The sequence below is a fragment of the Methylobacterium sp. WL12 genome (genome assembly GCF_008039475.1).
GTDB classification, from domain to species: Bacteria; Pseudomonadota; Alphaproteobacteria; order Rhizobiales; family Beijerinckiaceae; genus Methylobacterium; species Methylobacterium cerastii.
Window position 1 is genome coordinate 19074 of sequence record NZ_VRUW01000028.1, and the last position, 24351, is coordinate 43424.

Below are 24351 nucleotides of genomic sequence, written 5' to 3' on the forward strand. Positions count from 1 at the left end.
GTGTGGGGGGCCTATAGCCTTCGCCGTCCGGGGGCGCAAGCCGGAACGGACGAAACGAACGCTGGATTTGGTCGTCCGGTCTCGCCGCAGTCCGGTCGACCCGTCGTTGCCCACTGCAACGCTCCTCGAAATGGGTTATGGCGCGGTCTCGGTCGGCGCTAGAGGTCGCCCGGGATCGGGCCCGGGCGACGGGCGCTGCAGCGACGGGACATGCGGTTCTTCATCGATTACGATAACGGCGACGTGATCCATGGCTGGATCGTCCCGGACAACCCCTTGGCTGTCAGCCGGGTCGTGGTGTCCGTCGAGGGGCAGCGGGTCGCGGAAGTCTCCGCCACGATCACCGAGCCCGCGTTCCAGCGCAGCGGCTGGCACTCCACTGGGCAATGCGTGTTCGTGTTGCGGGAATCCGAAGTGCCGGGCCTGGCGGCGATACCGGTCCTCGAGCTCTACGACGCCGACACCAACGTGCTGGTCTATCGCCGCGTCCCGCGCGAGGGCCTGATCGATCGCCGGGTGCTTTTGATCCACACCGGCATCCATCCCGAAGTCGGCCTGCAGAACGCGCTGTTCCCGTATTTCCAGCAATCGCATTTCGGCATCCACAAGCTCTCCGACGAGATCGTGACCAGCGTCCTCGGAAACGAGACTCCGACCTCCCGCCTTATCGCCGGCGCGCTCGTGGTGCCGCGCTACGAGCAGTATTTCCCGCCGGATCGCATGCTGTCGGCGATCCTGGTCCACGATCCGCATGTGGAGATGGCCACGCGGATGCTGTGGCTGAAGGCGCGTTCCAAGGTGGTGGCCGAGGACGATGCCGCTTGGCGATTCGATCGCTATGCCGAGGCAGCCCTATTCGTCGACGACTACGACTACACGGATCAAAAGAGCCTGAAGCGCTTCTTCCGGATGCTGCCGGAGCAGGCCTACCACCTCCTCTACAACCCGCTGTCGCGCCAGCTCGGCACGCGGCTACCCGACGACCGGCTTCACCCCGGAAATTCCATCGTCGCGATCGAAATCCTCGCGCGCCTCGGGATCGTCGGACACCGGACCTACTTCGACGCTTTCGCTTCCACCCTGTTCGACCAGATCGGACTGGAGGGCGGTGTGCCTCTGCCGGCGCCCGTTCCGATCTCCGACGAGGCGTTGGCCCTGGCCGAGCGCCTTCGCGCCGTGAAGGCGGTCGCCGACATGCTGGTCTTCGACATCGCCATGTCGGACGCGGTGCTGATGTCCCTCGCCAAGAGCTGGAATCACTGACGTGGTGGATATCGAGGCTGTCCTCGTCGGCGTCGGAGCGAATCGGACGCTCGTCGTCCACCGCGACGCGGACGGGCTTCGCCTCGACCTCGCCGGCCTTGGGCTTGGCGGGGCCTGGGTCACGATCACGCTGCACGACAACCCCGCCGCGCCGCGCGAGGCCCACCCGCTGATGAGTCTCGTCGTCAGCGACGAGGCCCGGTTCGGCGTTCCGGTCGCGCACGAGGCCGTCGGCGCCGGCGTCTCCGCTTGGACCGGTCAGGTCCCGGCGACGATCCGCGCCCTCCGGGTGGCGAACCTCGCCGGCGGCAGGCCTCCGCATCCGAGCCGGATCACGATCCGCCGCCGCACCCGTCCGGCCTTGGTGGCGAGAGCCTTTTCCCGGGCCCCCGGGCTTGCGGTGCGGGCGGTTTATTGGCGCAGCCTCGGCAAACGGGTGCGCGGGCGCAGCTTCCTCGACCGGGCGCTGCGGCACCGGAGCGAGGGCGGCTACGCCGCCTGGATCCGGCGAGCCGACACCCTGGACTCGGCCGAGCGCCGCCGGATCGCGGCGGAGGTCGCCGCCTGGGAGGCGCCGCCGTTGATCTCGGTGCTGATGCCGGTCCACGACCCGGCACCGAAGGTCCTGCGAACGGCGTTGCGCTCGGTCGAGGCCCAGCTTTATCCGTACTGGGAACTCTGCGTCGTCGACGACGCCTCGACCGATCCGCGGATCCCGCAGCTGCTCGCGCGCTTCGCAGCCGCCGACCCCCGTATCCGCGTCGCGCGCCGGGCCGAGAACGGGCACATCGCCCGCGCGACCAACGACGCGGCGGCGGCGGCGCGGGGCACGTTCTGCGCCTTCCTCGATCATGACGACGCGCTGCCCGCGCACGCCCTCTACGAGGTGGCGCGGGCGATCCGCGCCGATCCCGATCTGGTGCTGATCTACAGCGACGAGGACAAAGTCGACCGCCGCGGCAACCGGTTCGATCCGCACTTCAAGGCCGACTTCGACCACGAGCTGCTCTACGCGCAGAACTACATCAACCACCTTACCGTGGTCCGCACCGAGGCCTTCCGGGCCGTCGGCGGCTTGCGCCCCGGATTCGAGGGCAGCCAGGACCACGACCTTCTGCTGCGTCTGACCGACGGGCTCGACTCCGCCCGCATCCGGCACATCCCGGCGGTGCTCTATCATTGGCGCGCTGCGAGCGGCTCGGGTACGTTCTCAGACCGGGCGAGCGCGCGCACCGAAGCGGCCCGCCTGCGAGCGCTGGACGAGATCGTCGCCCCCTGGGGAGGCAGGGCCGAGCGCGGTCCCGCCGGCTTCAACCGGCTGGTGCGCCCGATCCCCGATCCGGCGCCGCGCGTCTCGGTGATCATCCCGACGCGCGACCGCGCCGAACTGCTCCGCGTGACCCTCGACGGCCTGTTCGGTCGGACCGATTACCCGACGATCGAGGTCGTCGTCGTCGACAACGACAGCCGCGAGCCCGAGACCCGCGCCCTGTTCGCGGAATATCGCGACGACCCGCGCCTGCGTGTGGTGGCGGTGCCCGGCGCGTTCAATTTCTCAGACCTGTCGAACCGTGGGGCGGCGGCGGCGACCGGCTCCGTGCTGCTGTTCCTGAACAACGACGTCGAGGTGATCGAGCCGGGCTGGCTCCGCGAGCTCGTCTCGATCGCCTTGGTGCCTGATGTCGGCGCGGTCGGCGCCAAGCTCCTCTACCCGGACGGGACGGTGCAGCACGGCGGCGTCATCCTCGGGATCGGCGGGGTCGCCGGCCACAGCCATCTCGGGGTCGACGGCGACGCGCCGGGCTATTTCGGGAGGATGACGGTCGCGCACGAGGCCTCGGCCGTCACCGGCGCGTGCCTGGCGATGCGCGCCGACGTGTTCGCCGCCGTCGGCGGCTTCGACGCGCAGGACCTGAAGGTCGCCTTCAACGACGTCGATCTATGCCTGCGCGTGCGCGAGGCGGGCTACCGGATCGTCTGGACGCCCTTCGCCACCCTCGTCCACCACGAGTCGAAGAGTCGCGGACCCGAGGATACGCCCGAGAAGCTGATCCGATTCGAACGCGAGACGGCCGTGATGCAGGCACGCTGGGGGGCGCGTCTGCGGGCGGATCCCTATTATAACATCAATCTGTCACGCATCTCTGGGCACTACCGATTCTAACCCCGTGTTCGTATTTTCACCCTACCGGGCGGTGGGACAGTGATACGGTTTCGCCCGGAGCTTCTGGGACGAGGGGCGCCGTACGGTCTGTTCCCTGCGAAGCCGATCCAGGGTAATGCTGCAGTGCAATCGGCGATCGCATCCGAGCCGACGACGGAGGTTGCATGCGGATTGTCATGGTCGGGTCGGGGTATGTCGGCCTGGTGTCCGGGACTTGTTTTGCCGATTTCGGGCATGAGGTCGTGTGCCTCGACAAGGACCCGGCCAAGATCGAGGCGTTGCGCGCCGGGCGCATGCCGATCTACGAACCCGGTCTCGAAGCGCTCGTCGCCGAGAACGTGCGCCGGGGTCGGCTCGGCTTCGGGATCGACCTCGCGGCGGCGGTCGCGGGCGCCGACGCGGTGTTCATCGCGGTGGGCACGCCCTCGCGCCGCGGCGACGGCTTCGCCGACCTCAGCTACGTCTACGCCGCGGCCCGCGAGATCGCGGCGGCGCTGACCGGCTATACGGTGATCGTCACCAAATCCACGGTTCCGGTCGGCACCGGCGACGAGGTCGAGCGCATCATCTGCGAGGCGCGGCCCGAGGCCGACTTCGCCGTCGTGTCCAACCCGGAATTCCTGCGCGAGGGCGCGGCGATCGACGACTTCAAGCGACCCGACCGCATCGTCATCGGTGCCGAGGACGCGCGCGCCGAAGAGGTGATCCGGGAGGTCTACCGCCCGCTCTACCTCAACGCCGCGCCGATCCTCGTCACCGGACGGCGCACCGCCGAGCTGACCAAGTACGCGGCCAACGCCTTCCTGGCGACCAAGATCACCTTCATCAACGAGATCGCGGACCTGTGCGAGCAGGTCGGCGCCGATGTGCAGGAGGTCGCCCGCGGCATCGGCCTCGACAACCGCATCGGCGCGAAGTTCCTCCATGCAGGCCCGGGCTACGGCGGCTCGTGCTTCCCCAAGGATACGCTGGCGCTGGTGAAGACCGCGCAGGATGCCGGGACGCCGTTGCGGATCGTCGAGACCGTCGTCGCGGTCAACGACAGCCGCAAGCGGGCGATGGCGCGCAAGGTGATCCAGGCCTGCGGCGGCTCGGTGCGCGGCAAGACGATCGTGCTGCTCGGCCTCACCTTCAAGCCCAACACCGACGACATGCGCGATGCCCCTTCGCTCGCGATCGTCGCCGGTCTGCAGGACGCCGGTGCGACCGTGCGGGCCTACGACCCCGAGGGAATGGGCCAAGCACGTGCGCTCCTGCCCGACATCGATTACGCCGACGACCCCTATTCCTGCGCCGAGGGCGCCGACGCCTTGGTGCTCGTCACCGAGTGGAACGCGTTCCGGGCGCTCGACCTCGAACGGCTGCGCACCACAATGGCCGAGCCGGTCCTGGTCGACCTGCGCAACGTCTACCGCGTCCAGGACGTGGAACGCCTCGGCTTCCGCTACGCTGGCGTGGGACGTGCGTCGGGGGGCGGGCGATCCGAAGACCGAGACGGCGGGTGAAGCCGGCAACTCGAGCGTCCAGAGGTCGATCGATCGGCGCGCGCTGCAATGACGCGGCGCTTTCAACACAAATTCACCGGTTTTGAACGGTTCAGATGGCGACAGTGACAAGTCTGCGGCAAAGCTTAGGTTGATGAACATTCACGACAGCCGAGCGCAAACCGGCCTCTTCGATGCCGTCGTCCCTCCCTCAGGTTGGACAGCGATTTAGAGCCATACTAAGCATCGCCTCGAAGCGTGGTGCTGCCGATGCCCGATCCGTTTTCCGTTAACGAGCGTGTGCGAATCAAACGTGACACAACGTACTGACATCGCGATCGTCGGTCGCGCCTGCCGGCTTCCCGGCGCGCCGAGCGTCGATGGACTCTGGCAGTTGCTCACGGAGGCGCGCTGCGCAGTCGGCCGCATCCCCGGCGACCGCTGGTCGCTCGACCGGTTCGGGCACCCGCGGGCGCAGGAGCGCGGCAAGAGCTACACCTGGGCCGCGGGCGTGCTCGACGACATCTGGTCGTTCGACCCGGCGGTGTTCGGCATCTCGCCGCGCGAGGCCGAGCAGATGGACCCGCAGCAGCGGCTCCTGCTCGAGCTGACCTGGGAGGCACTGGAAGACGCGGGCATGCGGCCCTCGAACGTCGCGGGCAACCCGATCGGCGTGTTCGTCGGCGCCTCGTCGCTCGATTACGGCAACCTTCGCATCCTCGACGTTCCGTCGGGCGACGCCTACGCCGCCACCGGCAACACGCTCTCGATCCTGTCGAACCGGATCTCGTACATCTTCGACCTCAAGGGGCCGAGCTTCACCGTCGACACTGCCTGCTCGTCCTCGCTCGTGGCCCTCGACAACGCGGTGGCTGCGATCCGTTCGGGCCGCGTCGACACGGCGATCGTGGCTGGCGTCAACCTGCTCGCGAGCCCATTCAACTTCATCTGCTTCTCCAACGCGCAGATGCTGTCGCGCACCGGGCTATGCCAAGCCTTCTCGGCCTCCGCCGACGGCTACGTCCGCTCGGAGGGCGGAGTGGTGCTTGTGTTGCAGTCGGCGGAAGCCGCGCGACGCGGCGGCTCGACCGTCCGCGGCGTGATCGCCGCCACCGGCGTCAACTCGGACGGGCGCACCACCGGCATCTCGCTGCCCTCGGGCTACGCGCAGGGCGCGCTGCTGGAGCAGGTCTACCGCGAGGCCGAGATCGACCTCGACGACGTGGCGTTCATGGAAGCGCACGGCACCGGTACGCCGGTGGGCGACCCGATCGAGGCCTCCGCCATCGGCGGCAAGATCGGCAAGGGCCGCAAGAGCCCGCTGCCGATCGGCTCGATCAAGACCAATATCGGCCACACCGAGCCGACCTCCGGCCTCGCCGGCCTGCTCAAGGCGAGTCTTGCGCTCGAGCACGACCTCGTGCCGCCCTCGCTGCATTCGGCCGAGCTCAACCCCGACATCCCGTTCGCCGAGATGAACCTGCACGTGGTGCAGACCGGGTTGGCGATCCCGCGCGGCGCGCGCCAGCGCTTCGCCGGCGTGAACTCCTTCGGTTTCGGCGGCACCAACGCCCACATCGTGCTGACCGATCCGGCCCCGGTCGCCGCGGCGGCCTCCGCAGCTCGCGCGCCCGAGATCCTGCTGCTGTCGGCCCAGAGCCGCGCCGCCCTCAACGAACTCGCCCTCGACTACGCCGAGCGCTTCGACGGTGCCGACCCTGCCGAGGCCGCCCGGATCGCGGCCGGCGCCGCGCACCGTCGCGAGCGCCTGGCGTCTCGCCTTGCGATCACGCTGGACGGCAAGGCCGACATCGCCGGCGAGCTCCGCGCCGTCGGCGAGGCCGAGGATTCGGCGGTCGCGCTCACCGGCACCGCGATCGACCGGGCGGCGGACGTCGCCTTCGTCTATTCCGGCAACGGCAGCCAGTGGGCCGGGATGGGCCGCGAGGCCTATGCCGAGAACGCGGCGTTCCGCGCCGCCTTCGACCGGATCGACGCGCTGTTCGCGACCTATTCGAAGTGGTCGCTCAAGGCGGCACTCGACGCCGAAGACCTCGAAGAGCGCCTGGCGCTCACCAGCGTCTCGCAGCCGCTGATCTTCGCGATCCAGAGCGCCTCGACCACGGCGTTGCGCGCCGCCGGCCTCGCGCCGAAATTCGTGCTCGGCCACAGCGTCGGCGAGATCGCTGCGGCCGAGGCCGCCGGCATCCTGAGCCTCGAGCAGGCGGTGAAGGTGATCTTCTACCGCAGCCACCATCAGGAGACGACCCGCGGCCAGGGCACCATGGCGGTGCTGTTGATGCCGGCCGAGGAGGTCGAAGGCTTCCTCAAAGACTACCCGACCCTCGACATCGCCGCCTACAACAGCCCGAAGGCGGTCACCGTCGCCGGGCCGGTCGCCGCGATCGACGCTGCGCTCAAGGCCCTGTCGCGCAAGCGCCGGCGCGGGCGCAAGCTCGACCTCGACTACGCCTTCCACGGCCGGTTCATGGATCCGACCGAGAAGCCGCTGCTGCGCGACCTCGCCGGCCTCAAGCCCTCGACCGGCACCACGAAGATGGTCTCGACCGTGACCGGGTCGGTGCTCGACGGGACCCAGTTCGGCGGAACCTACTGGTGGCGCAACATCCGCGAGCCGGTGCGCTTCTCCGAGGCGGTGCAGGAGGCGACCCGCCAGGGCGCCCGCATCTTCGTCGAGGTCGGCCCGCGCGCGACGCTGATGTCGCATATCGGCGACGCCATCGAGCCGCTCGGCATCGACAACGCCACCGTCGGCGTCATGCACAAGAAGGCCGGCGGCGGCGATCCGATCGCCCGCGCGCTGGCGGCCGCCCTGGTCCAGGGCGCCGCCGTGGACGAGCCGACCGTGTTCGGCGACGCGCCTTCGGGCGCACTGGACCTGCCGACCTACCCTTGGCAGCGCCGCCCGTTCCGCCTTGGCGACACCACCGAAAGCCTCGGCTCCGCGACGGCGCGCGTCTACCATCCGCTGATCGGCTCTCGCGTCCAGGTCGACGGCCTGGAATGGCACGGCTACGCCGACATCGCGACGATCCCGGAACTCGACGACCACCGCATCGAGGGCCAGGCGATCATGCCGGGCGCCGGCTTCGTCGAGATGGCGCTGGCCGCCGTCCGCGAGGCCCTGCGCAGCGACCACATCGTGCTCGCCGAGTTCGAGATCCACTCGCCGATGGTGTTCGGCGAGGAGGCCTTGCGCGAGGTCGCGGTGCGGATGGCCGGCTCCGGCAACGCCGTCCAGGTCCTCAGCCGCCCGCGCCTGACCCCGTCGCCCTGGCAGTTGCACGCCTCGGCCAAGATCGTCGAGGGCACCTTCGCCCCTCCGGTCCGGCCCGACGTCGAGATGCCGTCCGAGAACGTGCTCACCGGCGACGAGCTCTACCTGCGCGCCGAGGCCGCCGGCCTCGGCTTCGGGCCGAGCTTTCGCCAGGTCGCGGCGAGCGCACGCATCGACGACGTCACCATCGTCTCCGACCTCGTCCCCGCCGAGGCCGACACGCGCTACGGCCTGGTGCCGGCGCGGCTCGACGCCTGCTTCCACGGCCTGATCCTGCTGTTCGCCGACCTGCTCGGCGAGAACGCCGGCAAGGCCTACATCCCGGTCCGCTTCGGCGAGGTCCGGCTGCTGCGCCCCGGCGCCTCGATCGCGCGGGCCGTCATCCGGACGCGGCGCTGCAACGAGCGCTCGATCCTGGCCGACTTCACCATCCTCGACACCGAGGGCGAGGTGGTCGCCACCATCCGCGAGGGTCGTTTCCAGGCCCTGCGCGCCAAGGGCGGCGGCGACCTCGCGGCCTACGCGATCACGCAAGGGGTGGAGCTGGCCACCGAGCCGACCGCGATCGCGATGGACCGTCCTTCGAGCATCGCCGCGCTGTTGAAGCCGTCCGCCAAGGTCGCGCGGGCCGCGTCCGGCGCCCCGCTCTCACCGGGCCACCTCCTGCTCGAGGGCTGGGCGACCTCCCTCGCCTACCGCCTCGCCTCCGGCCTCAAGCAGGGCACCGCCGTCTCCGTCGACGCGCGCGTCCCCGCCGAGATGCGGCCCTGGCTGGTCAACGCCCTCTACGCGCTCGAGAGCAGCGGCCTGGCCGAGCAGGATGGCGGGCGCTGGCGCCTCGGCGACGGCGACGCCCTGCCGGCGCCGACCGAGATCATGCGCTGGATCGCGGCCGACCATCCCGAGCTGTCGGCCGAGCTGGTGCTGCTGGCCGACGTCGGCGCCCTGGTCGATCGCCTGCTCGCGGGCACGCTGACCGAGGCCCCGAGCCTGCCGCAGAATGCGCTCGACGCGTTCACCCTGCGCAGCGCCACCGCCCGCGCTTCCGCCGACGTGGTCGCTGGAATCGCCGAGGCCTGCCGCGACAGGCTGCCGAAGGACCGGGCGCTCCGCCTGCTGCAGGTCGGCTTCGGTCCGCTATCTGCCCAGGCCGCCGCCTTCGCCGAGACGGCCGAGGCGCGCCTGACCGTGTTCGACACCGACCGTCGCCTGGCGGAGCGTGCCCGCCTCGCCCTGCCCCGCGGCGTCGCGGTGATCGAGGCGGCCGAGGACCTCCCCGCCGCCGGCTTCGACCTGATCCTGGCCAGCGGCGCGCTGCACCGCGGCGACCGCGACCTGCCGCAGCGGCTGGCCAACGCGCTTGCCACCGGCGGCCTGCTGCTCGCCGTCGAGCCCGGCGCCTCGCTGTTCCGCGACCTCGTCTTCGGCCTGATCCCCGGTTGGTTCGAGGCCGGGGTGGGCGACATGCCCGTCGGCCGCCTCGACGACATCCCGGGCTGGCAGCGCACGCTGAGCGCCACCGGCCTCGTCAGCGTCGCGGTCGACCGCGCGGCCTCCGTCAACGGCGACGACCTGCTGCTCGTCGCCGAGGCACCGCCCCGACCCGGCAAGGCGGCGGGGCAGACCTTCGCCTTCGTCATCGGCTCGGACGACGAGTTCGCCGCCGAGACCGCGTCGTCCCTCGCGACCCTGCTCGTCGCGGCCGGCGTCCACGTCTCGATCATCCTCGACTCCGAGGCGTCCCTGTTGGAGCTGGAGCGGGAGACCCCGGACACGGTGGTGTTCCTGGCCGGCGCCTTCACCCGCGGCGGCGACGCGGCCGCCCGGCTGCGCGACCGGTGCCTCAGCCTGAAGCGCTGCACCGAGCATCTCGGCGCGCGCCCGACCAAGCTCTGGGTGGTCTCCCCCGGCGCGACCCGCGATGCCGGCGGGTCGGCGGCCTCGGTCGAGGCCGGGGTCTGGGCCTTCTCCCGCACGCTCGCCAACGAGATCGCGACGCTCGACGTGCGCCGCATCGACCTTGCGCCCGAGATCGGCTCGAAGCGCTCCGCCGAGCGCCTGCGCGACCTGATCCTCTCGGGCACGCCCGAGACCGAGATCGTCCTCGACGACGACCGCACGCGGGTGATCCGCTTCCGTCCGGGCCACGCCGCCCGGCGGACCGATCCAGAGGCGGTGCCGGCCGAGGCCGCGCGCCTGGAGCGCAGCAACACCGGCGGCCTCAATGAGATGGTTTGGGGTCCGGCGACGCGCCGCGCACCGGAGGCCGGCGAGGTCGAGATCGCCGTCGAGGCGACAGGCCTCAACTTCCGCGACGTGCTCTGGGCGCTGTCGATGCTGCCGGAGGAGATCCTGGAGGACGGCTTCGCGGGACCTCGCCTCGGTCTCGAATGCGCCGGCCGCGTCGTCGCGGTGGGCGCCGGCGTCAAGGCGTTCAAGGTCGGCGATCCGGTCGTGGCCTTCGCCCAGTCGGGCTTTTCCACCCACATCGTCGTGCCCGAGCTCGTAGTCGCGCCGGCGCCCGACGGCCTCGACCCGATGGCCGCCGCCACCGTGCCGGTCGCATTCCTCACTGCCTATTACGGCCTCGTCTCCTGTGCGCGCCTGCGCCGCGGCGAGTGGGTGCTGGTCCATGGCGGAGCCGGCGGCGTCGGCTTGGCCGCGCTGCAGATCGCCAAGCTGAAGGGTGCCCGCGTCATCGCCACAGCGGGCTCGCGCGAAAAGCGCGCCCTGGTGAAGGCGCTCGGCGCCGAGCACGTGCTCGATTCGCGCTCGCTCGCCTTCGTCGACGACATCCGGGCGCTGACCGGCACCGGCGTCGACGTGGTCCTCAACAGCCTGTTCGGCGAGGCGATGGAGCGCTCGCTCAACGCGCTGAAGCCGTTCGGCCGCTTCATCGAGCTAGGCAAGCGCGACTACGTCGCCAACACCCATATCGGCCTGCGCCCGTTCCGCCGGAACCTCAGCTACTTCGGCGTCGACCTGGACCAGGTGCTTCAGCACCAGGGCGAGGACGGCGCGCGGATGTTCCGCGAGGTGATGGCTCTGTTCAACGACGGCGGCCTCAAGCCCCTGCCCTATCAGCCGTTCACCGCGGACGAGACCTCGGATGCGTTCCGGCTGATGCAGCAATCGGGTCACGTCGGTAAGATCGTGATCGCGCCACCCAAGCCCGGCCGGGTGCTCGCCGCGCGCAGCACCCCCTTCGCGGTCTCGGCCGAGGGCGTGCACCTGATCACCGGCGGCCTCGGAGGCTTCGGCGGCGAGGCGGCGCGCTGGCTTGCCGACCGCGGCGCCAGGAACCTGCTCCTCGTCGGCCGCAAGGGCGCGGAGACGGAGGAGGCCAAGGCGGTCGTCGCGGATCTCACCGCCCACGGCATCACCGTCGAGGCGACGCCGTGCGACATCACCGACCGCGTTGCGGTGGACGCGCTGCTCGCCGGCGTCGAGGCGTCCGGCCGCAAGCTCGCCGGCGTGATCCACGCCGCCGCCGTGCTGCAGGACGGTCTCATCGCCAACCTCGACGCCGCCGGCCTCGACGCTGTGATCGGCCCCAAGGTGGTCGGCGCCCAGAACCTCGACGCCGCGACGCGCGAGCGCGCGCTCGACTACTTCGTGGTGTTCTCCTCGGCCACCACCTTCATCGGCAACCCGGGCCAGGGCGCCTACGTCGCCGCCAACGGCTTCATGGAAGGGCTGGCCCGCCAGCGCCGCCGCCGCGGGTTGCCGGCGCTGGCCGTCGCCTGGGGTGCCATCGGCGACGTCGGCATGCTCGCCCGCAACAAGGCGGTGATGGAGGGCCTCGCCGGCCGCGTTGGCGTCACGCCGATGGAGGCCCGCCGCTGCCTCGACCTGATGGCAGACGCGCTCGGCGCCCAGGGCTCGACGCCCGACGACGCGGTGTTGGCCATCGCCTCGATGCACTGGGGCAAGACGCGCGAGCGCCTCGCGACCATGCGCTCGCCGAGCTACGACGACCTCGGCTCCGACCAGCAGATGGAAGCCGGCGCGGTGGCCGCGATCAGCATCGGCACGCTGCTCAAGGGCGGCGACGTCGACGCGGTGCGCAAGACGGTGTCCGACGCGATCGTCGAGGACATCGCCCGGATCCTGCGCCTGCCCAAGGACGACATCAGCCGCGTGCGGCAGCTCTCGGAGATCGGCCTCGACTCCCTGATGGGCGTCGAGCTCGGCACGAGCCTGCAGGAGCGCTTCGGCCTCGATTCGCCGCCCGCGGGCCTCTCGTCGGGGATGACCGTGAACGAGTTGTCGGAGTCCTTAATTCAGGCGGTTTCCGCGCCGATGGACGAGGCTGCCGGCGTTGCCTTGAGCCTCGCCTCCAGGCACGTCGGCAGCGAGGTCGACGCGGCGGTGCTTCAGCCGTTCCAGGACCTCGTCGAGAAAAAGAGCCTCGAGAGTAAAGAGATCCTGTCATGACCCAATCGCCACGGCCGGACGGTGGGCGCGCCGCGCTCGCGGGCTTCGTGACGAACCGGCTCGGGCGCAACGCGCCCCGGCCGACGGCTCTGCGCGCTCCGGAAAAGGGCGGTGACCCGTCGGTGCAGGATTTCGCGAGCCTTCCGGGCTATCGCGAGCTGCGCCTGCAGCGCTCGGCCGCCGAGCTGATCGGCCTCGACAACCCGTTCTTCCACGTCCACGAGACCAAGGCCGGCGCGACCACGCGCATCGCCGGCCGGTCCTTCGTCAACTTTTCCTCCTACGACTATCTCGGGCTGAACGGACACCCGCGCATCTCGGATGCGGCGCGCGAGGCGATCACCCAGTTCGGCACCTCGTCGTCGGCGAGCCGCGTCGTCGCTGGTGAGCGGCCGGGCCATATCAGCCTGGAGAAGGCGCTCGCTGCGCATTACCAGACCGAAGCCTGCGTCGTGATGGTGAGCGGGCACGCGACCAACGTCACGACCATCGGGGCCTTGCTCGAAGCCGGCGACGTGATCTTCCACGACGCCCTGATCCACAACAGCATCGTCACCGGCGCGCAGCTGTCGGGCGCCCAGCGCCGCTCCTTCGCCCACAACGACCTCGACGCGCTGGAAAGCCTGCTGCAGGCGACGCGGCACGAGCACCGCCGCGCCCTGATCGTGATCGAGGGCCTCTACAGCATGGACGGCGACGCGCCGGACCTCGCCGGCTTCATCGCCCTCAAGGAGCGCTACAACGCCTGGCTGATGGTCGACGACGCCCACGGGCTCGGCGTGCTCGGGCGCAGCGGCGCCGGGCTGTTCGAGCATGCCGGCATCGACCCCAAGCGGGTCGACATCTGGATGGGCACCTTCTCGAAGACGCTCTCTGCCTGCGGCGGCTACGTCTGCGGCGCCTCCACCCTCATTGAATACCTGAAGTGCACCGCCGGCGGCTTCGTCTACAGCGTCGGCATGTCTCCGCCGCTCGCCGCCGCCGCGGAGGCAGCCCTCGAAGTGATGCACGAGGAGCCGGACCGGGTGGAGCGTTTGCGCCAGAACGGCGCTCTGTTCCTCGCCTGCGCCAAGAAGCGCGGGCTCGACACCGGCACCAGCATGGGCCTCGCGGTGATTCCGGTGATCGTCGGCGATTCGCTGAAGTCGGTGACCCTGTCCGACCGCCTGTACAAGCGCGGCATCAACGTGCAGCCGATCATCCATCCGGCGGTGCCCGAGCGCGCTTCGCGCCTGCGCTTCTTCATGACCTCGGAGCACACCCCAGAGCAGATCCGCGAGACGGTGGCCGCGGTTGCCGAAGAACTCGCGGCCATCGAGAAGGGCGGCTCGCTGATCGAGCAGCTTCTGGCCAAGCGCAGCTGACGATCCACGAGATAAGATGTTCGGAATGCCCGGGTCTCGAGCCCGGGCGTTCTGCGTGTCAGCAGGGAATTCCAGAGACGCGACCTGCATTTTGCCAATCCAGACCTTTGGTTTGCAAGACACCCGTAGGTTGAGCGCAGAACACTGCTTCCAGCCGATTTAAGACCCGCGGTCGGTCCCTAGCCTGATCTATCTCAGGATTTTGTGCTTAACGGTCCTTTAACCACGTTCTGCGACCTTGGTGGTGTCTTCCAGGGACCGCCGACCATGCTGCACTCCGATCCGCTCCTCACCCGCCCCACCCTCGTCCACACCGGGCTGCTCGCCCAGGCGGTGGATGGCCTGAAGCGCAGCGCCACGTCTCCCGCCGACATGTGGCGCCTGCTGACCGAGAACTACATCGTCGACCTCGACGCGGTCGCCGCCTTGATGCCGGTGTCCGAGCCCGAGCCTGTCTGGCTCTCCGCCCGGGACTGATGCGGCAAGGTCACAGCCACGATCGATGCTGTCGATCTGGCACGGCCCCTGCAAAGACACCGTCGCGACCAAGCCCAACGTCGGCAAGCCGAAGCTCATCAAGAGAAACGTCGTTACGAGGAACGCCCGGACAAGAAACACGCGGTGGCTCGAACGCCCGAGCACCCCGCGGACCTGTCGATCACCCGAACTCGAGGTCCGTCATGTCCGATCTGTTGTCCGTTGCCCTCGTCTGCGCCGGCACGCTCCTGGCGCAGGATTGCTCCCGCGAGACCGCGCTCGACGTCATCGTCTCGCCGGCGCGCACCCCGATGGAATGCGTCATGCACGCGCAGACCATGGCCGCCGCGGCCGGTCTGCCCGGCGGCGACCACCGCTATCTCAAGATCTCCTGCGAGCACCGCCGCACCGAGGGCGAACCCGTGTTCGTCGCGCGGCGGTCGTCCTGATCCCGCCTCAGCCGATCGCTGTCAGGGTGTCGCCGACGGCGAGCATGCCGCCGGCGATCACCTCGGCGTAGACGCCGCAATCGCGGTGGCCGAGATGCGCATCGATCGCCCAGGGGATGTCGAGGTCGCGCGCGCCGCTGACCGGGTCGACGTTGGTCGCTGCGCAACGCACGGTGCGCTTCGTCAACTTCAGGCGTAGGCCGCTCGGCGCCTCCAGCACGCGGCCGACCATCTCCAGCTCGGCCCAGGGCGCGAGCCCTTCGACGTGGAGGTTGCCGCGGAAGCGCAGCGGGTCGACCGGAGCGCCGACGTATTCCTCGACCGCGCGGACGCTCGCGAGGTTGATCAGCGAGACGTATCCGATCTTCGAATCGGTGAAGCGGTATCCGGTGTGCTCCAGCGCCGCGAGCACCCGAGGCTCCCCGCGCAGGGCGTCGGGCAACCGACGCCGCATCAGGTCCTCCAGCGACGCCCGGCCCGCCGCGGTGTCGAGCTTGGCGACGATCGTCTCGCCGTCCGCCTCGACGGTGAGCGTCGCCGTGGCGTCGTCGTAGCGCGTGCGCAGGCGGGCCAGCGCCTCGTCGCGCATCAGCATCAGGTACTTCGTCTTAGGCTGGTGCCGCGGCGCAACCGGGTCGAAGCCGGAATCGCCGTTCTCGATGGCGTAGAGCCTGTCGCCCGGAAAGTAACCCGACGTCTCCAGCACCGTTCGCTCCAGCGGCTCGGGGCTGAACCCCTTCACGGGGTAGCGGTAGAGGGCGGACAGCGTCGTCGTCATGCCCGCACCGTGACCTGGATCTTCGCCGGGATGCAAGGGGGCGTCACCCTCTTGTGGTGCGCAATTACAACACCACATCCCTGTGACCGGCGGCCTTCGGCGCCGGGGCTTTCTGCGGCGGTTTCCGCCGGGGAGGCGACGTCTCGGGCCGACACCGTGCCTTCTAGGGCGGCGGAGGCCGAAGCGGTAGGATGAAGACACGCATGAATTTTGAAAAATACACCGAGCGCGCTCGCGGCTTCGTCCAGGCGGCGCAGAACCTCTCGATGCGCGAGGGCCATCCCCAATTACAGCCGGGCCACCTGCTGAAGGTCCTGCTCGACGACCCCGAGGGCCTGTGCGCGGGCCTGATCGACCGCGCCGGCGGCCAGTCGCGCGTTGCGCTGGCGCAGGTCGAGGCGTGGCTCGCTAAGCAGCCGAAGGTGTCCGGCAACGCCAGTCAGCCGCAGGCGACCCGCGATCTGGTCCGCCTGTTCGACACCGCCGAGAAGGCCGCCGAGAAGGCGGGCGATTCCTACGTCACCGTCGAGCGGCTTCTGCTCGCGATCGCCGTCGAGAAGGACACCGAGGCCGGCAAGGCGCTCGTCTCCGCCGGCGTGACGCCGGCCTCGCTCAACGGCGCGATCAACGCCCTGCGCAAGGGCCGCACCGCGGACAACGCCTCGGCCGAGAACGCCTACGACGCCCTGAAGAAGTACGCCCGCGACCTCACGGAGGCGGCGCGCGAGGGTAAGCTCGACCCGGTGATCGGCCGCGACGAGGAGATCCGCCGTACGATCCAGGTGCTGTCCCGCCGGACCAAGAACAACCCGGTGCTGATCGGCGAGCCCGGCGTCGGCAAGACGGCGATCGTCGAGGGGTTGGCGTTGCGCATCGTCGACGGCGACGTGCCCGAGAGCCTGAAGGACAAGAGCCTGCTCGCCCTCGACCTCGGCGCACTGATCGCGGGCGCGAAATTCCGCGGCGAGTTCGAGGAGCGGCTGAAGGCGGTGCTGTCCGAGGTGACGGCGGCGGCCGGCGGCATCATCCTGTTCATCGACGAGATGCACACCCTCGTCGGCGCCGGAAAGGCCGACGGCGCCATGGACGCCTCGAACCTGCTCAAGCCCGCGCTCGCCCGCGGCGAGCTGCACTGCGTCGGCGCGACCACACTCGACGAGTACCGCAAGCACGTCGAGAAGGACGCGGCGCTGGCCCGCCGCTTCCAGCCGGTCTTCGTCTCGGAGCCCACCGTCGAGGACACGGTGTCGATCCTGCGCGGGATCAAGGAGAAGTACGAGCAGCACCACGGCGTCCGCATCCAGGATTCGGCCCTGGTCGCCGCCGCCACGCTGTCGAACCGCTACATCACCGATCGCTTCCTGCCCGACAAGGCGATCGACCTGATGGACGAGGCCGGCTCGCGCCTGCGCATGCAGGTCGACTCGAAGCCCGAGGAGCTGGACAACCTCGACCGCGAGATCGTGCGCCTGAAGATCGAGGGCGAGGCCCTGAAGAAGGAGACCGATTCGGCTTCGCGCGACCGGCTCGCCCGGCTCGAGCGGGAGTTGGCCGACCTCGAGGAGCAGTCGGCCACCATTACCTCGCGGTGGAAGGCGGAGAAGGACAAGCTCGGCGCCGCCGCCGAACTGAAGAAGAAGCTCGACGAGGCGCGCAACGACCTGGCCTCCGCCCAGCGTCAGGGCCAGTACCAGCGCGCGGGCGAGCTCGCCTACGGCGTGATCCCCGGGCTGGAGAAGCGGCTCGCCGAGATCGAGGCGGCGGCCGAAGGCGCGGTCGCGCGCGACGGGATGGTCGAGGAGGCGGTGACGCCGGCTCACATCGCGGGCGTCGTCTCCCGCTGGACCGGCGTGCCGGTGGACAAGATGCTGGAGGGCGAGCGCGACAAGCTGCTCGCGATGGAGGACGCGATCGGCAAGCGGGTCGTCGGGCAGCGCGAGGCGGTGGAGGCGGTCTCGACCGCGGTCCGCCGCGCGCGCGCCGGCCTGCAGGACCCGAACCGGCCGATCGGCTCTTTCATGTTCCTCGGGCCGACCGGCGTCGGCAAGACCGAGCTGACAAAGGCGCTCGCCAACTTCCTGTTCGACGACGACACCGCCTTGGTGCGCATCGACATGTCCGAATACATGGAGAAGCACTCCGTGGCCCGGCTGATCGGCGCGCCCCCCGGCTATGTCGGCTACGAGGAGGGCGGCGCGCTCACCGAGGCGGTGCGGCGCCGTCCGTATCAGGTCGTCCTGTTCGACGAGATCGAGAAGGCGCATCCGGACGTGTTCAACGTCCTGCTGCAAGTGCTCGACGACGGGCGCCTGACGGACGGACAGGGCCGCACGGTCGACTTCCGGAATACGCTGCTGATCATGACCTCGAACCTCGGCGCCGAGTACTTGGTTGCGCAGCGCGACGGCGAGGACACCGACGCGGTTCGGGACGACGTGATGGGCGTGGTGCGCAACCACTTCCGGCCGGAGTTCCTGAACCGGATCGACGAGATCATTCTGTTCCACCGCCTCAAGCGGGCGGAAATGGGGGCGATCGTCGACATCCAGCTCGTCCGGCTGCAGAAGCTGCTCGACGAGCGCAAGATCGCCCTCGACGTGGACGCCGAGGCGCGCGCCTGGCTCGCCGACCGCGGCTACGACCCGGCCTACGGGGCGCGACCGCTGAAGCGCGTGATCCAGAAGACGGTGCAGGACCCGCTGGCGGAGCTGTTGCTGTCGGGCAAGATCCACGACGGCGAGAGCGTGCCGGTCGGGGTCGGCCCGTCCGGGCTCGTCATCGCCGGCACCTCCCCCGAGCCGCGCCGGCGGCCCGAGAACGTGACCCTGAACTGAGGTTCGGATCGCACCCCGCCCCGGCCGCTCGGATCGAGCGGCCGGGGCTTTTCTTTGCGCCGCCGCGCGGCGACACTGGGCCGACATGAGCGACTTGACCTACGCCATCGGCGACATCCACGGCTGCGCCGACCTGCTCGACGCGCTCCTCGCCCGCATCGAGACCCATGCGGCGGGACGCCCGCATCGCCTCGTCTTCCTCGGCGACTACATCGACCGCGGGCCGGACAGCGCCGGTGTTTTGCGGACGATCAGCCGCCTGCATTGGAGCGATCCCGAGCGGGTCGCCTGCCTGATGGGCAACCACGAGGCGATGCTGCTCTCGGCCCTGACGACGCCCGGCGCCGACGACCTCTGGCTCCGAAACGGCGGCGCCGAGACCCTGGCCTCGTTCGGCGTCGACGAGGCGGCGGCGATCCCTGGCGACGTGCTCGACTGGATCGAGGCGCTGCCGACGATGCATGCGGACGCCGAACGCTGGTACGTCCACGCCGGCTTCCGGCCCGGGACCGACCCGGAGACCTCGGACGCGCAAGACCGCCTCTGGATCCGAGAGCCCTTCCTCTCCGAAGATTGCGATTTCGGCCGGCATGTCGTCCACGGCCACACGCCGCAACACTCCGGCACGCCCGATCGCCGCCGCTTCCGCACCAATCTCGACACCGCCGCCGTCTACGGCGCCGCGCTGACGGCGGGCGTCTTTTCGGACGTACAGGGGCCGGCCGTGGAGTTCCTGCAGGTGCGGGCGGGCTAAAAGCCTACCGCGTCGCCACGACCCGCGCCGGGTTGCCGACCACCGTCGCGCCGGCAGGCAAGTCCCGCGTCACCACGGCGCCGGCGCCGATGACCGCGTCGTCGCCGACGGTGACGCCGGGCAGGATTAGGGCGGCGCCGCCGATCCAGACGTTGGCGCCGATCGCGATCGGGCGCCCGAACTCGAGGCCCGATCGGCGAGTCTCGGCATCGCGCGGGTGGTCGGCAGTCAGGATCTGAACGCCGGGACCGATCTGTGTTCCGTCGCCGATCGTCACCGCGACCACGTCGAGGACGATGCAGCCGAAATTCAGGAACACGTCGGCGCCCAGCGTGATGTTGTAGCCGTAGTCGCAATGGAACGGCGGTCGGACGACGACCCCTGCCCCGACGCCGCCGAAATGCTCCATCAGCAGTACGCGCCGCTCCGCAGGCGATGCGGCCAGCGCTGCGTTGTAGCGCACGAGCCATGCCTTGTTGGCCGCCGCATCTGCCTGAAGCTCGGGGTCGCCCGCGCGGTACAACTCGCCCGCGATCATCTTCTGCTTCTCGGATTTCGGCATCGTGCCTCGCAGTCCGAATGGGTGTTTCGATCGACCCGGCACGGATCCGCCGGCCACGCGACCGTTTTAACGCCTGACGGGCAGGAACGCCGCGACGGCCGCCGACGCCCAGCCCAGCATCAGCAGGATGCCGCCCGACGGCGCGGCCATCGGAAACAGCGGCCGCTGCGCCAGCGCGCGGATCGCTAGGTCGCCGGAGAACAGCGCGAGGCCGAGCACGAGCGCGAAGGCGGCGATCCGCGTGGCCACGGCATGGGTCGCGCCGACGGCGGCGAGGCCGGCAAGGGCCAGGATCGCGGGGGCGTGGAACAACAAGAACTGCGCTGCGGTCTTCAGGCTGTCGGCGCCGGGGATGTGGGCGGCGGCGGCGCTGGCCGCGACGCCGAGGCCGCCGGCGAGGCAGGCCAGGGCGACGAGGGTGCGGTCAGCCATCGTCGTCGGCATTACGCTCCGCGCTCGGCCATTAGCCGGGCGACGGCGGCCCGAAGCTCGGGCACGCCGCGGTCGTCGCGGCTCGAGGTCAGCAGGATCTGCGGGTAGGCCGCCGGGCGCCGGGCGAGTGCGGCCTGGATGCCGGCGATTCGGGCGTCGATTTCGGACTTCTTCAGGGCGTCGCCCTTCGTTAGCACGATCTGGTAGCTCACTGCCGCCTTGTCGAGCCCGTCGAGCACGTCGGTGTCGATGCCCTTCAGCCCGTGGCGGGAATCGATCAGCATGAAGACCCGCGCAAGGTTGGCGCGGCCCTTGAGGTAGGCGTGGATCAGGTCGGTCCAGGCTTCGACCTTCTCCTTGCCAACCGCGGCGTAGCCGTAGCCCGGCATGTCGACCAGCGTCAGCCGCTCGCCGATCCGGAAGAAGTTGAGCTGCTGGGTCCGGCCCGGCGTGTGCGAGGTGCGCGCGAGCGTGTTGCGCCCAGTGAGCGCGTTGACGAGGCTCGACTTGCCGACGTTCGAACGGCCGGCGAAGGCGATCTCGACGCCGTCCATCGCCGGCAACGTGCCGAGTGAGGGCGCCGCGGCGACGAAGTCGGCGGCGCCTGCGAACAGCAGGCGCCCGCTCTCGGCGAGCGCCGCGTCCTCTTGCTCCTGCTGTGTCACGTCAGCTCTTCGCAGGCGCGGTCTTGCTGCCGCGCTTGAACGTGTTCCGCAGGTTGTCCCACAGCTCCACCTTCACACCGTTGCGGCGCATGATGACGTATTGCTGCGTCACCGAGAGTGTGTTGTTCCAAGCCCAGTAGATCACAAGTCCGGCCGGGAAAGAGCCGAGCATGAAGGTGAAGACGATCGGCATGAATGTAAAGATCTGCGCCTGCACCGGGTCCGGCGGGGCGGGATTCATCTTCATCTGCACGAACATCGTCACACCCATGATGATCGGCCAGATGCCGAGGTGGACGAAGTCGGGCGCCGCGAACGGCAGCAGGCCGAACAGGTTGACGATGCTGGTCGGATCGGGCGCGGCCAGGTCCTGGATCCAGCCGAAGAACGGCGCGTGGCGCATCTCGATGGTAATGAACAGCACCTTGTACAGCGCGAAGAAGACCGGGATCTGCACCAGCACCGGCCAGCAGCCGGCGACGGGATTGATCTTCTCTTTCTTATACAACTCCATCATCGCTTGTTGCTGTTTCATCTTATCGTCTTTGTACCGCTCCCGGATGGAGGCCATCTCGGGCTGCACGGCCTTCATCTTGGCCATGGAGACGTAGGAGCGGTTGGCGATCGGCAGGAACAGGAGCTTGAGGCAGAAGGTCACGATCAGGATCGCGACGCCAAAGTTGCCGAGGAGGTGGAAGAAGAAGTCCAGCGCCCGGAACATCGGCTTGGTGATGAAGTGGAACCAGCCCCAGTCGATCATCAGGTCGAACTGCTTGATGCCGAGGTTCTTCTCGTAGCCGTTGATCGTGTTGACCTCCTTGGCGCCGGCGAACAGGCGCTGGGTGGTCGAGGCGGTGGCGCCGGGTTCGACGCTGCGGCCGTCGCCGCGCACGCTGGCCTGGTAGATCTTGGTCGCGCCGTCGGTGCGCTCGGTGAACGCGCCGGTGTAGGCCGCGCCCTGGTCGGGGATCGCGGCGGCGGCCCAGTACTTGTCGGTGATGCCGACGAAGCCGCCGGTGACGTTCGCCCACGCCTTGCCCTTGGTGTTGGCGCCGCCGTAGGCGGGCTCCTTGGCGAGGTGGTCGTAGGTGTATTCCTGCAGGCCGTCGCCGCCGAGCACGCCGATCATGCCCTCGTGGAGCACGTAGTAGCCCTGGGTGTGCGGCTTACCCCAGCGCGAGACGAGGCTGTAGGGAAAGAGCGTGACCGCGTTCGCACCCTTGTTCTCGACCTCGTCGCGGACCGTGAACATGTACTTGTCGTCGACGGCGAGGATGCGCTTGAACACGAGGCCCGCGCCGTTGTCCCACGACAGCGTCACCGGCATGTTCACGCCCAGCGTCTGCCCGTCGGCGGTCCACACCGTGTCGTTGGTCGGCAGCGGACCCGCGTTGGCGCCGACCCAGCCGAACTCGGCGTAGTACGGCGCCTCGGTGCCTGCCGGCGACAGCAGGACGATTTCGGGGCTCTTGTCGTCGACGGTCTCGTGGTAGTTCTTCAGCGAGATGTCGTCGATGCGGCCGCCCTTGAGGGCGACCGAGCCGGCGAGCGCCGGGGTCTCGATCTTGATGCGCGGCGAGCGGGCGAGCGCCTCGGTGCGGCCGATCGGGCCGGTGGCCGCGTTGGGCAGGGTGCCGGCCACCGGGGCGGCCGGGCCGCCCTCCTTCGGGCTGGGCGACGGCACGCCGTCAGGCGTCACGCCCGGGCTCTGCTGGGCGGCCTGGTTCTGCAGGTTGGCTTGGCGCTGCTGCTCGACGCGCGGAGCGGCGACGAAGTAGTTCCACCCGAGCAGCACCACCAGCGACAGGGCGATGGCCACGAACATGTTCGTCTTGTCATTGCCCATCGGGGCCACCGTCGCACGCGTTCGAGGTTGCTGAGGGCGCACGGGCTGGTGCCGCAGCGCGATCGGAAGGTCGGGACGTCGAAGGGCCCTTGCCGCGGCCCTTCGCGGCGCCGGGCTTGGGCGGGCGCGGCGGACGGGCATGCGCGTTCGGCCCACGGGGCTTGGCCACCGCGGGGATCGCCCGGCGCAGGTCGTCCTTTAGGGTGTCGAACGCGGCGTCGATCGCCGGACGGCGGGCGATCAGCACGACGTCGGCCGGGACCGCACCGAGCTCGGGGCCGAGTTCGGCGACCGCGGCGCGGAGGCGCCGGCGGATGCGGTTGCGCTCGGTGGCATGGCCGACCCGCTTGGTGATCGTGAAGCCGAGATGGAGGCCAGCGATCGATTCGCCGTCCCGGACCTCGCCTGCGTCGCGCACGCGACCCTGCGCCGTCAGGCGCTCCGTGTGGAAGCGGCGCCCGTCGGCCGCCGCCAGGAAGTCGGGCCGCCGCCTCAGACGTGACACCGTCGGCGAGTTGACCGCGGGCGCGAGGGTGGCCGGCGAGTCCGTTGTAGGCATGGGAAGCTCGGCCTCGCTCACGCCTCGGGCACCATCCGCGCCGCGAAGGGCGGCGCGACGGTCACGCTCAGGCCGAGAGCTTCTTGCGGCCGTGCGCGCGACGGCGGGCGATGACCTTGCGGCCGCCGGCGGTGGCCATGCGGGCGCGGAAGCCGTGACGGCGCTTACGGACGAGACGGCTCGGCTGGTAGGTTCTTTTCATGGCTCTGCAAGCCTCCAAAGGTCGAGGCGCGTTCGCGGGCGGCTATCGCCGCACCCGACCTTCACGCGTCTTTAAAGTGTGAATACACATGCGGACGGCGCCCGAACGGAGCGCCATCGCGACTGCGCGGCTTATGGCGGATGGGATTTACCGAGTCAACGTTTCGGCGGGCTTCCCAATGCCCGACGCGCGCCTCAGTGCCCCTCGAACTCCATCAGGGTCCGCACGGGCACGTCGAGCTCGCGCAGCTTCTGCGCGCCGCCGATCTCGGGCAGGTCGATCACGAAGCAGGCCGCGACCACCTCGGCGCCGATCTGGCGCAGCAGGTTGACCGCGGCGGTGGCGGTGCCGCCGGTGGCGATCAGGTCGTCCACGAGGAGCACCCGGTCGCCGGGCTTGATCGCGTCGACGTGGATCTCGAGCTCGTCGGTGCCGTATTCGAGGGTGTAGGCGATCGAGACGGTCTTGTGGGGCAGCTTGCCCTTCTTGCGTACCGGCACGAAGCCCGCCGAGAGCTGGTGCGCGACCGCGCCGCCGAGGATGAAGCCGCGGGCCTCGATGCCCGCGACCTGATCGATCCGTCCGCCCGCGTAGGGGTGCACCAGGGCGTCCACCGCCCGGCGGAAGGCGCGCGGGTCGCTGAGCAGCGTGGTGATGTCCCGGAACACGATGCCGGGCTTCGGATAGTCGGGAATCGAGCGGATCGAATCCTTCAGGGCGATGTGGCGGCGTTCCATGCCGGGCGGGCCTTCCTCGTGATGATCGGCGGCTTAGAGCAGATGG

At 69.8% G+C, this 24351-nt stretch carries 17 protein-coding genes; 9 read left to right on the forward strand and 8 right to left on the reverse strand.

Annotated elements, in window-relative coordinates; genetic code table 11:
- Positions 1-210: 210 nt before the first annotated feature.
- The 7 genes from FV226_RS12815 to FV226_RS12845 all read left to right on the forward strand — a co-directional run bounded on the left by FV226_RS12815 (position 211) and on the right by FV226_RS12845 (position 14936).
- Entirely contained in the window at positions 211-1263 is a 1053-nt protein-coding gene (locus FV226_RS12815) for a hypothetical protein (protein ID WP_147763195.1), read from the forward strand.
- Between the two features lie 10 nt (positions 1264-1273).
- A complete protein-coding gene (locus FV226_RS12820) occupies positions 1274-3427 on the forward strand; it encodes a glycosyltransferase family 2 protein (RefSeq protein ID WP_246691593.1) in 2154 nt (717 codons plus the stop codon).
- 164 nt (positions 3428-3591) lie between these two features.
- Positions 3592-4932: a UDP-glucose/GDP-mannose dehydrogenase family protein gene (locus FV226_RS12825; RefSeq protein WP_147763197.1), complete on the forward strand. Its 1341-nt coding sequence runs from the start codon at positions 3592-3594 to the stop codon at positions 4930-4932.
- Between the two features lie 292 nt (positions 4933-5224).
- Positions 5225-12646, forward strand: coding sequence for a type I polyketide synthase (locus FV226_RS12830; protein WP_187278749.1), 7422 nt, complete (start codon positions 5225-5227; stop codon positions 12644-12646).
- Positions 12643-14010, forward strand: coding sequence for an aminotransferase class I/II-fold pyridoxal phosphate-dependent enzyme (locus tag FV226_RS12835; protein WP_147763199.1), 1368 nt, complete (start codon positions 12643-12645; stop codon positions 14008-14010). The genes FV226_RS12830 and FV226_RS12835 overlap by 4 nt, the downstream gene beginning before the upstream one ends.
- Positions 14011-14277: 267 nt before the next feature.
- Complete coding sequence (locus tag FV226_RS12840) at positions 14278-14487, forward strand: hypothetical protein (protein WP_147763200.1); 210 nt, start codon at positions 14278-14280, stop codon at positions 14485-14487.
- 203 nt (positions 14488-14690) lie between these two features.
- Positions 14691-14936: a hypothetical protein gene (locus FV226_RS12845; protein ID WP_147763201.1), complete on the forward strand. Its 246-nt coding sequence runs from the start codon at positions 14691-14693 to the stop codon at positions 14934-14936.
- 7 nt (positions 14937-14943) lie between these two features.
- Here the strand turns inward: FV226_RS12845 and FV226_RS12850 are convergent, their stop codons facing one another.
- The gene (locus FV226_RS12850) at positions 14944-15714 is read right to left on the reverse strand and encodes an MOSC N-terminal beta barrel domain-containing protein (protein WP_147763202.1); all 771 of its coding nucleotides are present in this window, start codon (positions 15712-15714) and stop codon (positions 14944-14946) included.
- A 203-nt stretch (positions 15715-15917) separates the two neighbouring features.
- On the opposite strand from FV226_RS12850, the gene clpB reads away from it, so the two are divergent.
- Positions 15918-18548, forward strand: coding sequence for an ATP-dependent chaperone ClpB (clpB, locus tag FV226_RS12855; RefSeq protein ID WP_147763203.1), 2631 nt, complete (start codon positions 15918-15920; stop codon positions 18546-18548).
- An 85-nt stretch (positions 18549-18633) separates the two neighbouring features.
- The gene (locus tag FV226_RS12860) at positions 18634-19302 is read left to right on the forward strand and encodes a metallophosphoesterase family protein (RefSeq protein WP_147763204.1); all 669 of its coding nucleotides are present in this window, start codon (positions 18634-18636) and stop codon (positions 19300-19302) included.
- Between the two features lie 4 nt (positions 19303-19306).
- On the opposite strand, the gene FV226_RS12865 is transcribed toward FV226_RS12860, so the two are convergent.
- The 7 genes from FV226_RS12865 to FV226_RS12895 form a co-directional block, all read right to left on the reverse strand.
- Positions 19307-19864: a sugar O-acetyltransferase gene (locus FV226_RS12865; protein ID WP_147763205.1), complete on the reverse strand. Its 558-nt coding sequence runs from the start codon at positions 19862-19864 to the stop codon at positions 19307-19309.
- Between the two features lie 66 nt (positions 19865-19930).
- On the reverse strand, positions 19931-20308 hold the full coding sequence (locus tag FV226_RS12870; RefSeq protein WP_147750178.1) for a DUF423 domain-containing protein: 378 nt from the start codon (positions 20306-20308) through the stop codon (positions 19931-19933).
- Positions 20308-20961 carry a ribosome biogenesis GTP-binding protein YihA/YsxC gene (gene yihA / locus FV226_RS12875; RefSeq protein WP_147750177.1) on the reverse strand — a complete coding sequence of 218 codons (654 nt, stop codon included), beginning with the start codon at positions 20959-20961 and terminating at the stop codon, positions 20308-20310. Before yihA ends, FV226_RS12870 begins: the two co-directional genes overlap by 1 nt.
- Before the next feature lies 1 nt (position 20962).
- Positions 20963-22807: a membrane protein insertase YidC gene (gene yidC, locus FV226_RS12880; RefSeq protein ID WP_147750176.1), complete on the reverse strand. Its 1845-nt coding sequence runs from the start codon at positions 22805-22807 to the stop codon at positions 20963-20965.
- Positions 22797-23366 carry a ribonuclease P protein component gene (gene rnpA, locus FV226_RS12885; protein WP_147763206.1) on the reverse strand — a complete coding sequence of 190 codons (570 nt, stop codon included), beginning with the start codon at positions 23364-23366 and terminating at the stop codon, positions 22797-22799. The genes yidC and rnpA overlap by 11 nt, the downstream gene beginning before the upstream one ends.
- 67 nt (positions 23367-23433) lie before the next feature.
- Positions 23434-23568 (reverse strand): 50S ribosomal protein L34, encoded by a 135-nt coding sequence (rpmH, locus tag FV226_RS12890; protein WP_082643292.1) that lies wholly within the window; start codon positions 23566-23568, stop codon positions 23434-23436.
- A 194-nt stretch (positions 23569-23762) separates the two neighbouring features.
- Positions 23763-24305, reverse strand: a complete 543-nt coding sequence (locus FV226_RS12895) for an adenine phosphoribosyltransferase (protein WP_147763207.1) — start codon at positions 24303-24305, stop codon at positions 23763-23765.
- Between the last annotated feature and the right edge of the window lie 46 nt (positions 24306-24351).

Coding starts and splice junctions, on each gene's coding strand:
- FV226_RS12865 (WP_147763205.1), bottom strand. CDS start 19,864: ATGCCGAAATCCGAGAAGCAGAAGATGATCGCGGGCGAGTTGTACCGC.
- FV226_RS12850 (WP_147763202.1), bottom strand. CDS start 15,714: ATGACGACGACGCTGTCCGCCCTCTACCGCTACCCCGTGAAGGGGTTC.
- clpB (WP_147763203.1), top strand. CDS start 15,918: ATGAATTTTGAAAAATACACCGAGCGCGCTCGCGGCTTCGTCCAGGCG.
- FV226_RS12825 (WP_147763197.1), top strand. CDS start 3,592: ATGCGGATTGTCATGGTCGGGTCGGGGTATGTCGGCCTGGTGTCCGGG.
- rnpA (WP_147763206.1), bottom strand. CDS start 23,366: ATGCCTACAACGGACTCGCCGGCCACCCTCGCGCCCGCGGTCAACTCG.
- FV226_RS12835 (WP_147763199.1), top strand. CDS start 12,643: ATGACCCAATCGCCACGGCCGGACGGTGGGCGCGCCGCGCTCGCGGGC.
- FV226_RS12840 (WP_147763200.1), top strand. CDS start 14,278: ATGCTGCACTCCGATCCGCTCCTCACCCGCCCCACCCTCGTCCACACC.
- yidC (WP_147750176.1), bottom strand. CDS start 22,807: ATGGGCAATGACAAGACGAACATGTTCGTGGCCATCGCCCTGTCGCTG.
- rpmH (WP_082643292.1), bottom strand. CDS start 23,568: ATGAAAAGAACCTACCAGCCGAGCCGTCTCGTCCGTAAGCGCCGTCAC.
- FV226_RS12870 (WP_147750178.1), bottom strand. CDS start 20,308: ATGCCGACGACGATGGCTGACCGCACCCTCGTCGCCCTGGCCTGCCTC.
- FV226_RS12845 (WP_147763201.1), top strand. CDS start 14,691: ATGTCCGATCTGTTGTCCGTTGCCCTCGTCTGCGCCGGCACGCTCCTG.
- FV226_RS12815 (WP_147763195.1), top strand. CDS start 211: ATGCGGTTCTTCATCGATTACGATAACGGCGACGTGATCCATGGCTGG.
- FV226_RS12895 (WP_147763207.1), bottom strand. CDS start 24,305: ATGGAACGCCGCCACATCGCCCTGAAGGATTCGATCCGCTCGATTCCC.
- FV226_RS12860 (WP_147763204.1), top strand. CDS start 18,634: ATGAGCGACTTGACCTACGCCATCGGCGACATCCACGGCTGCGCCGAC.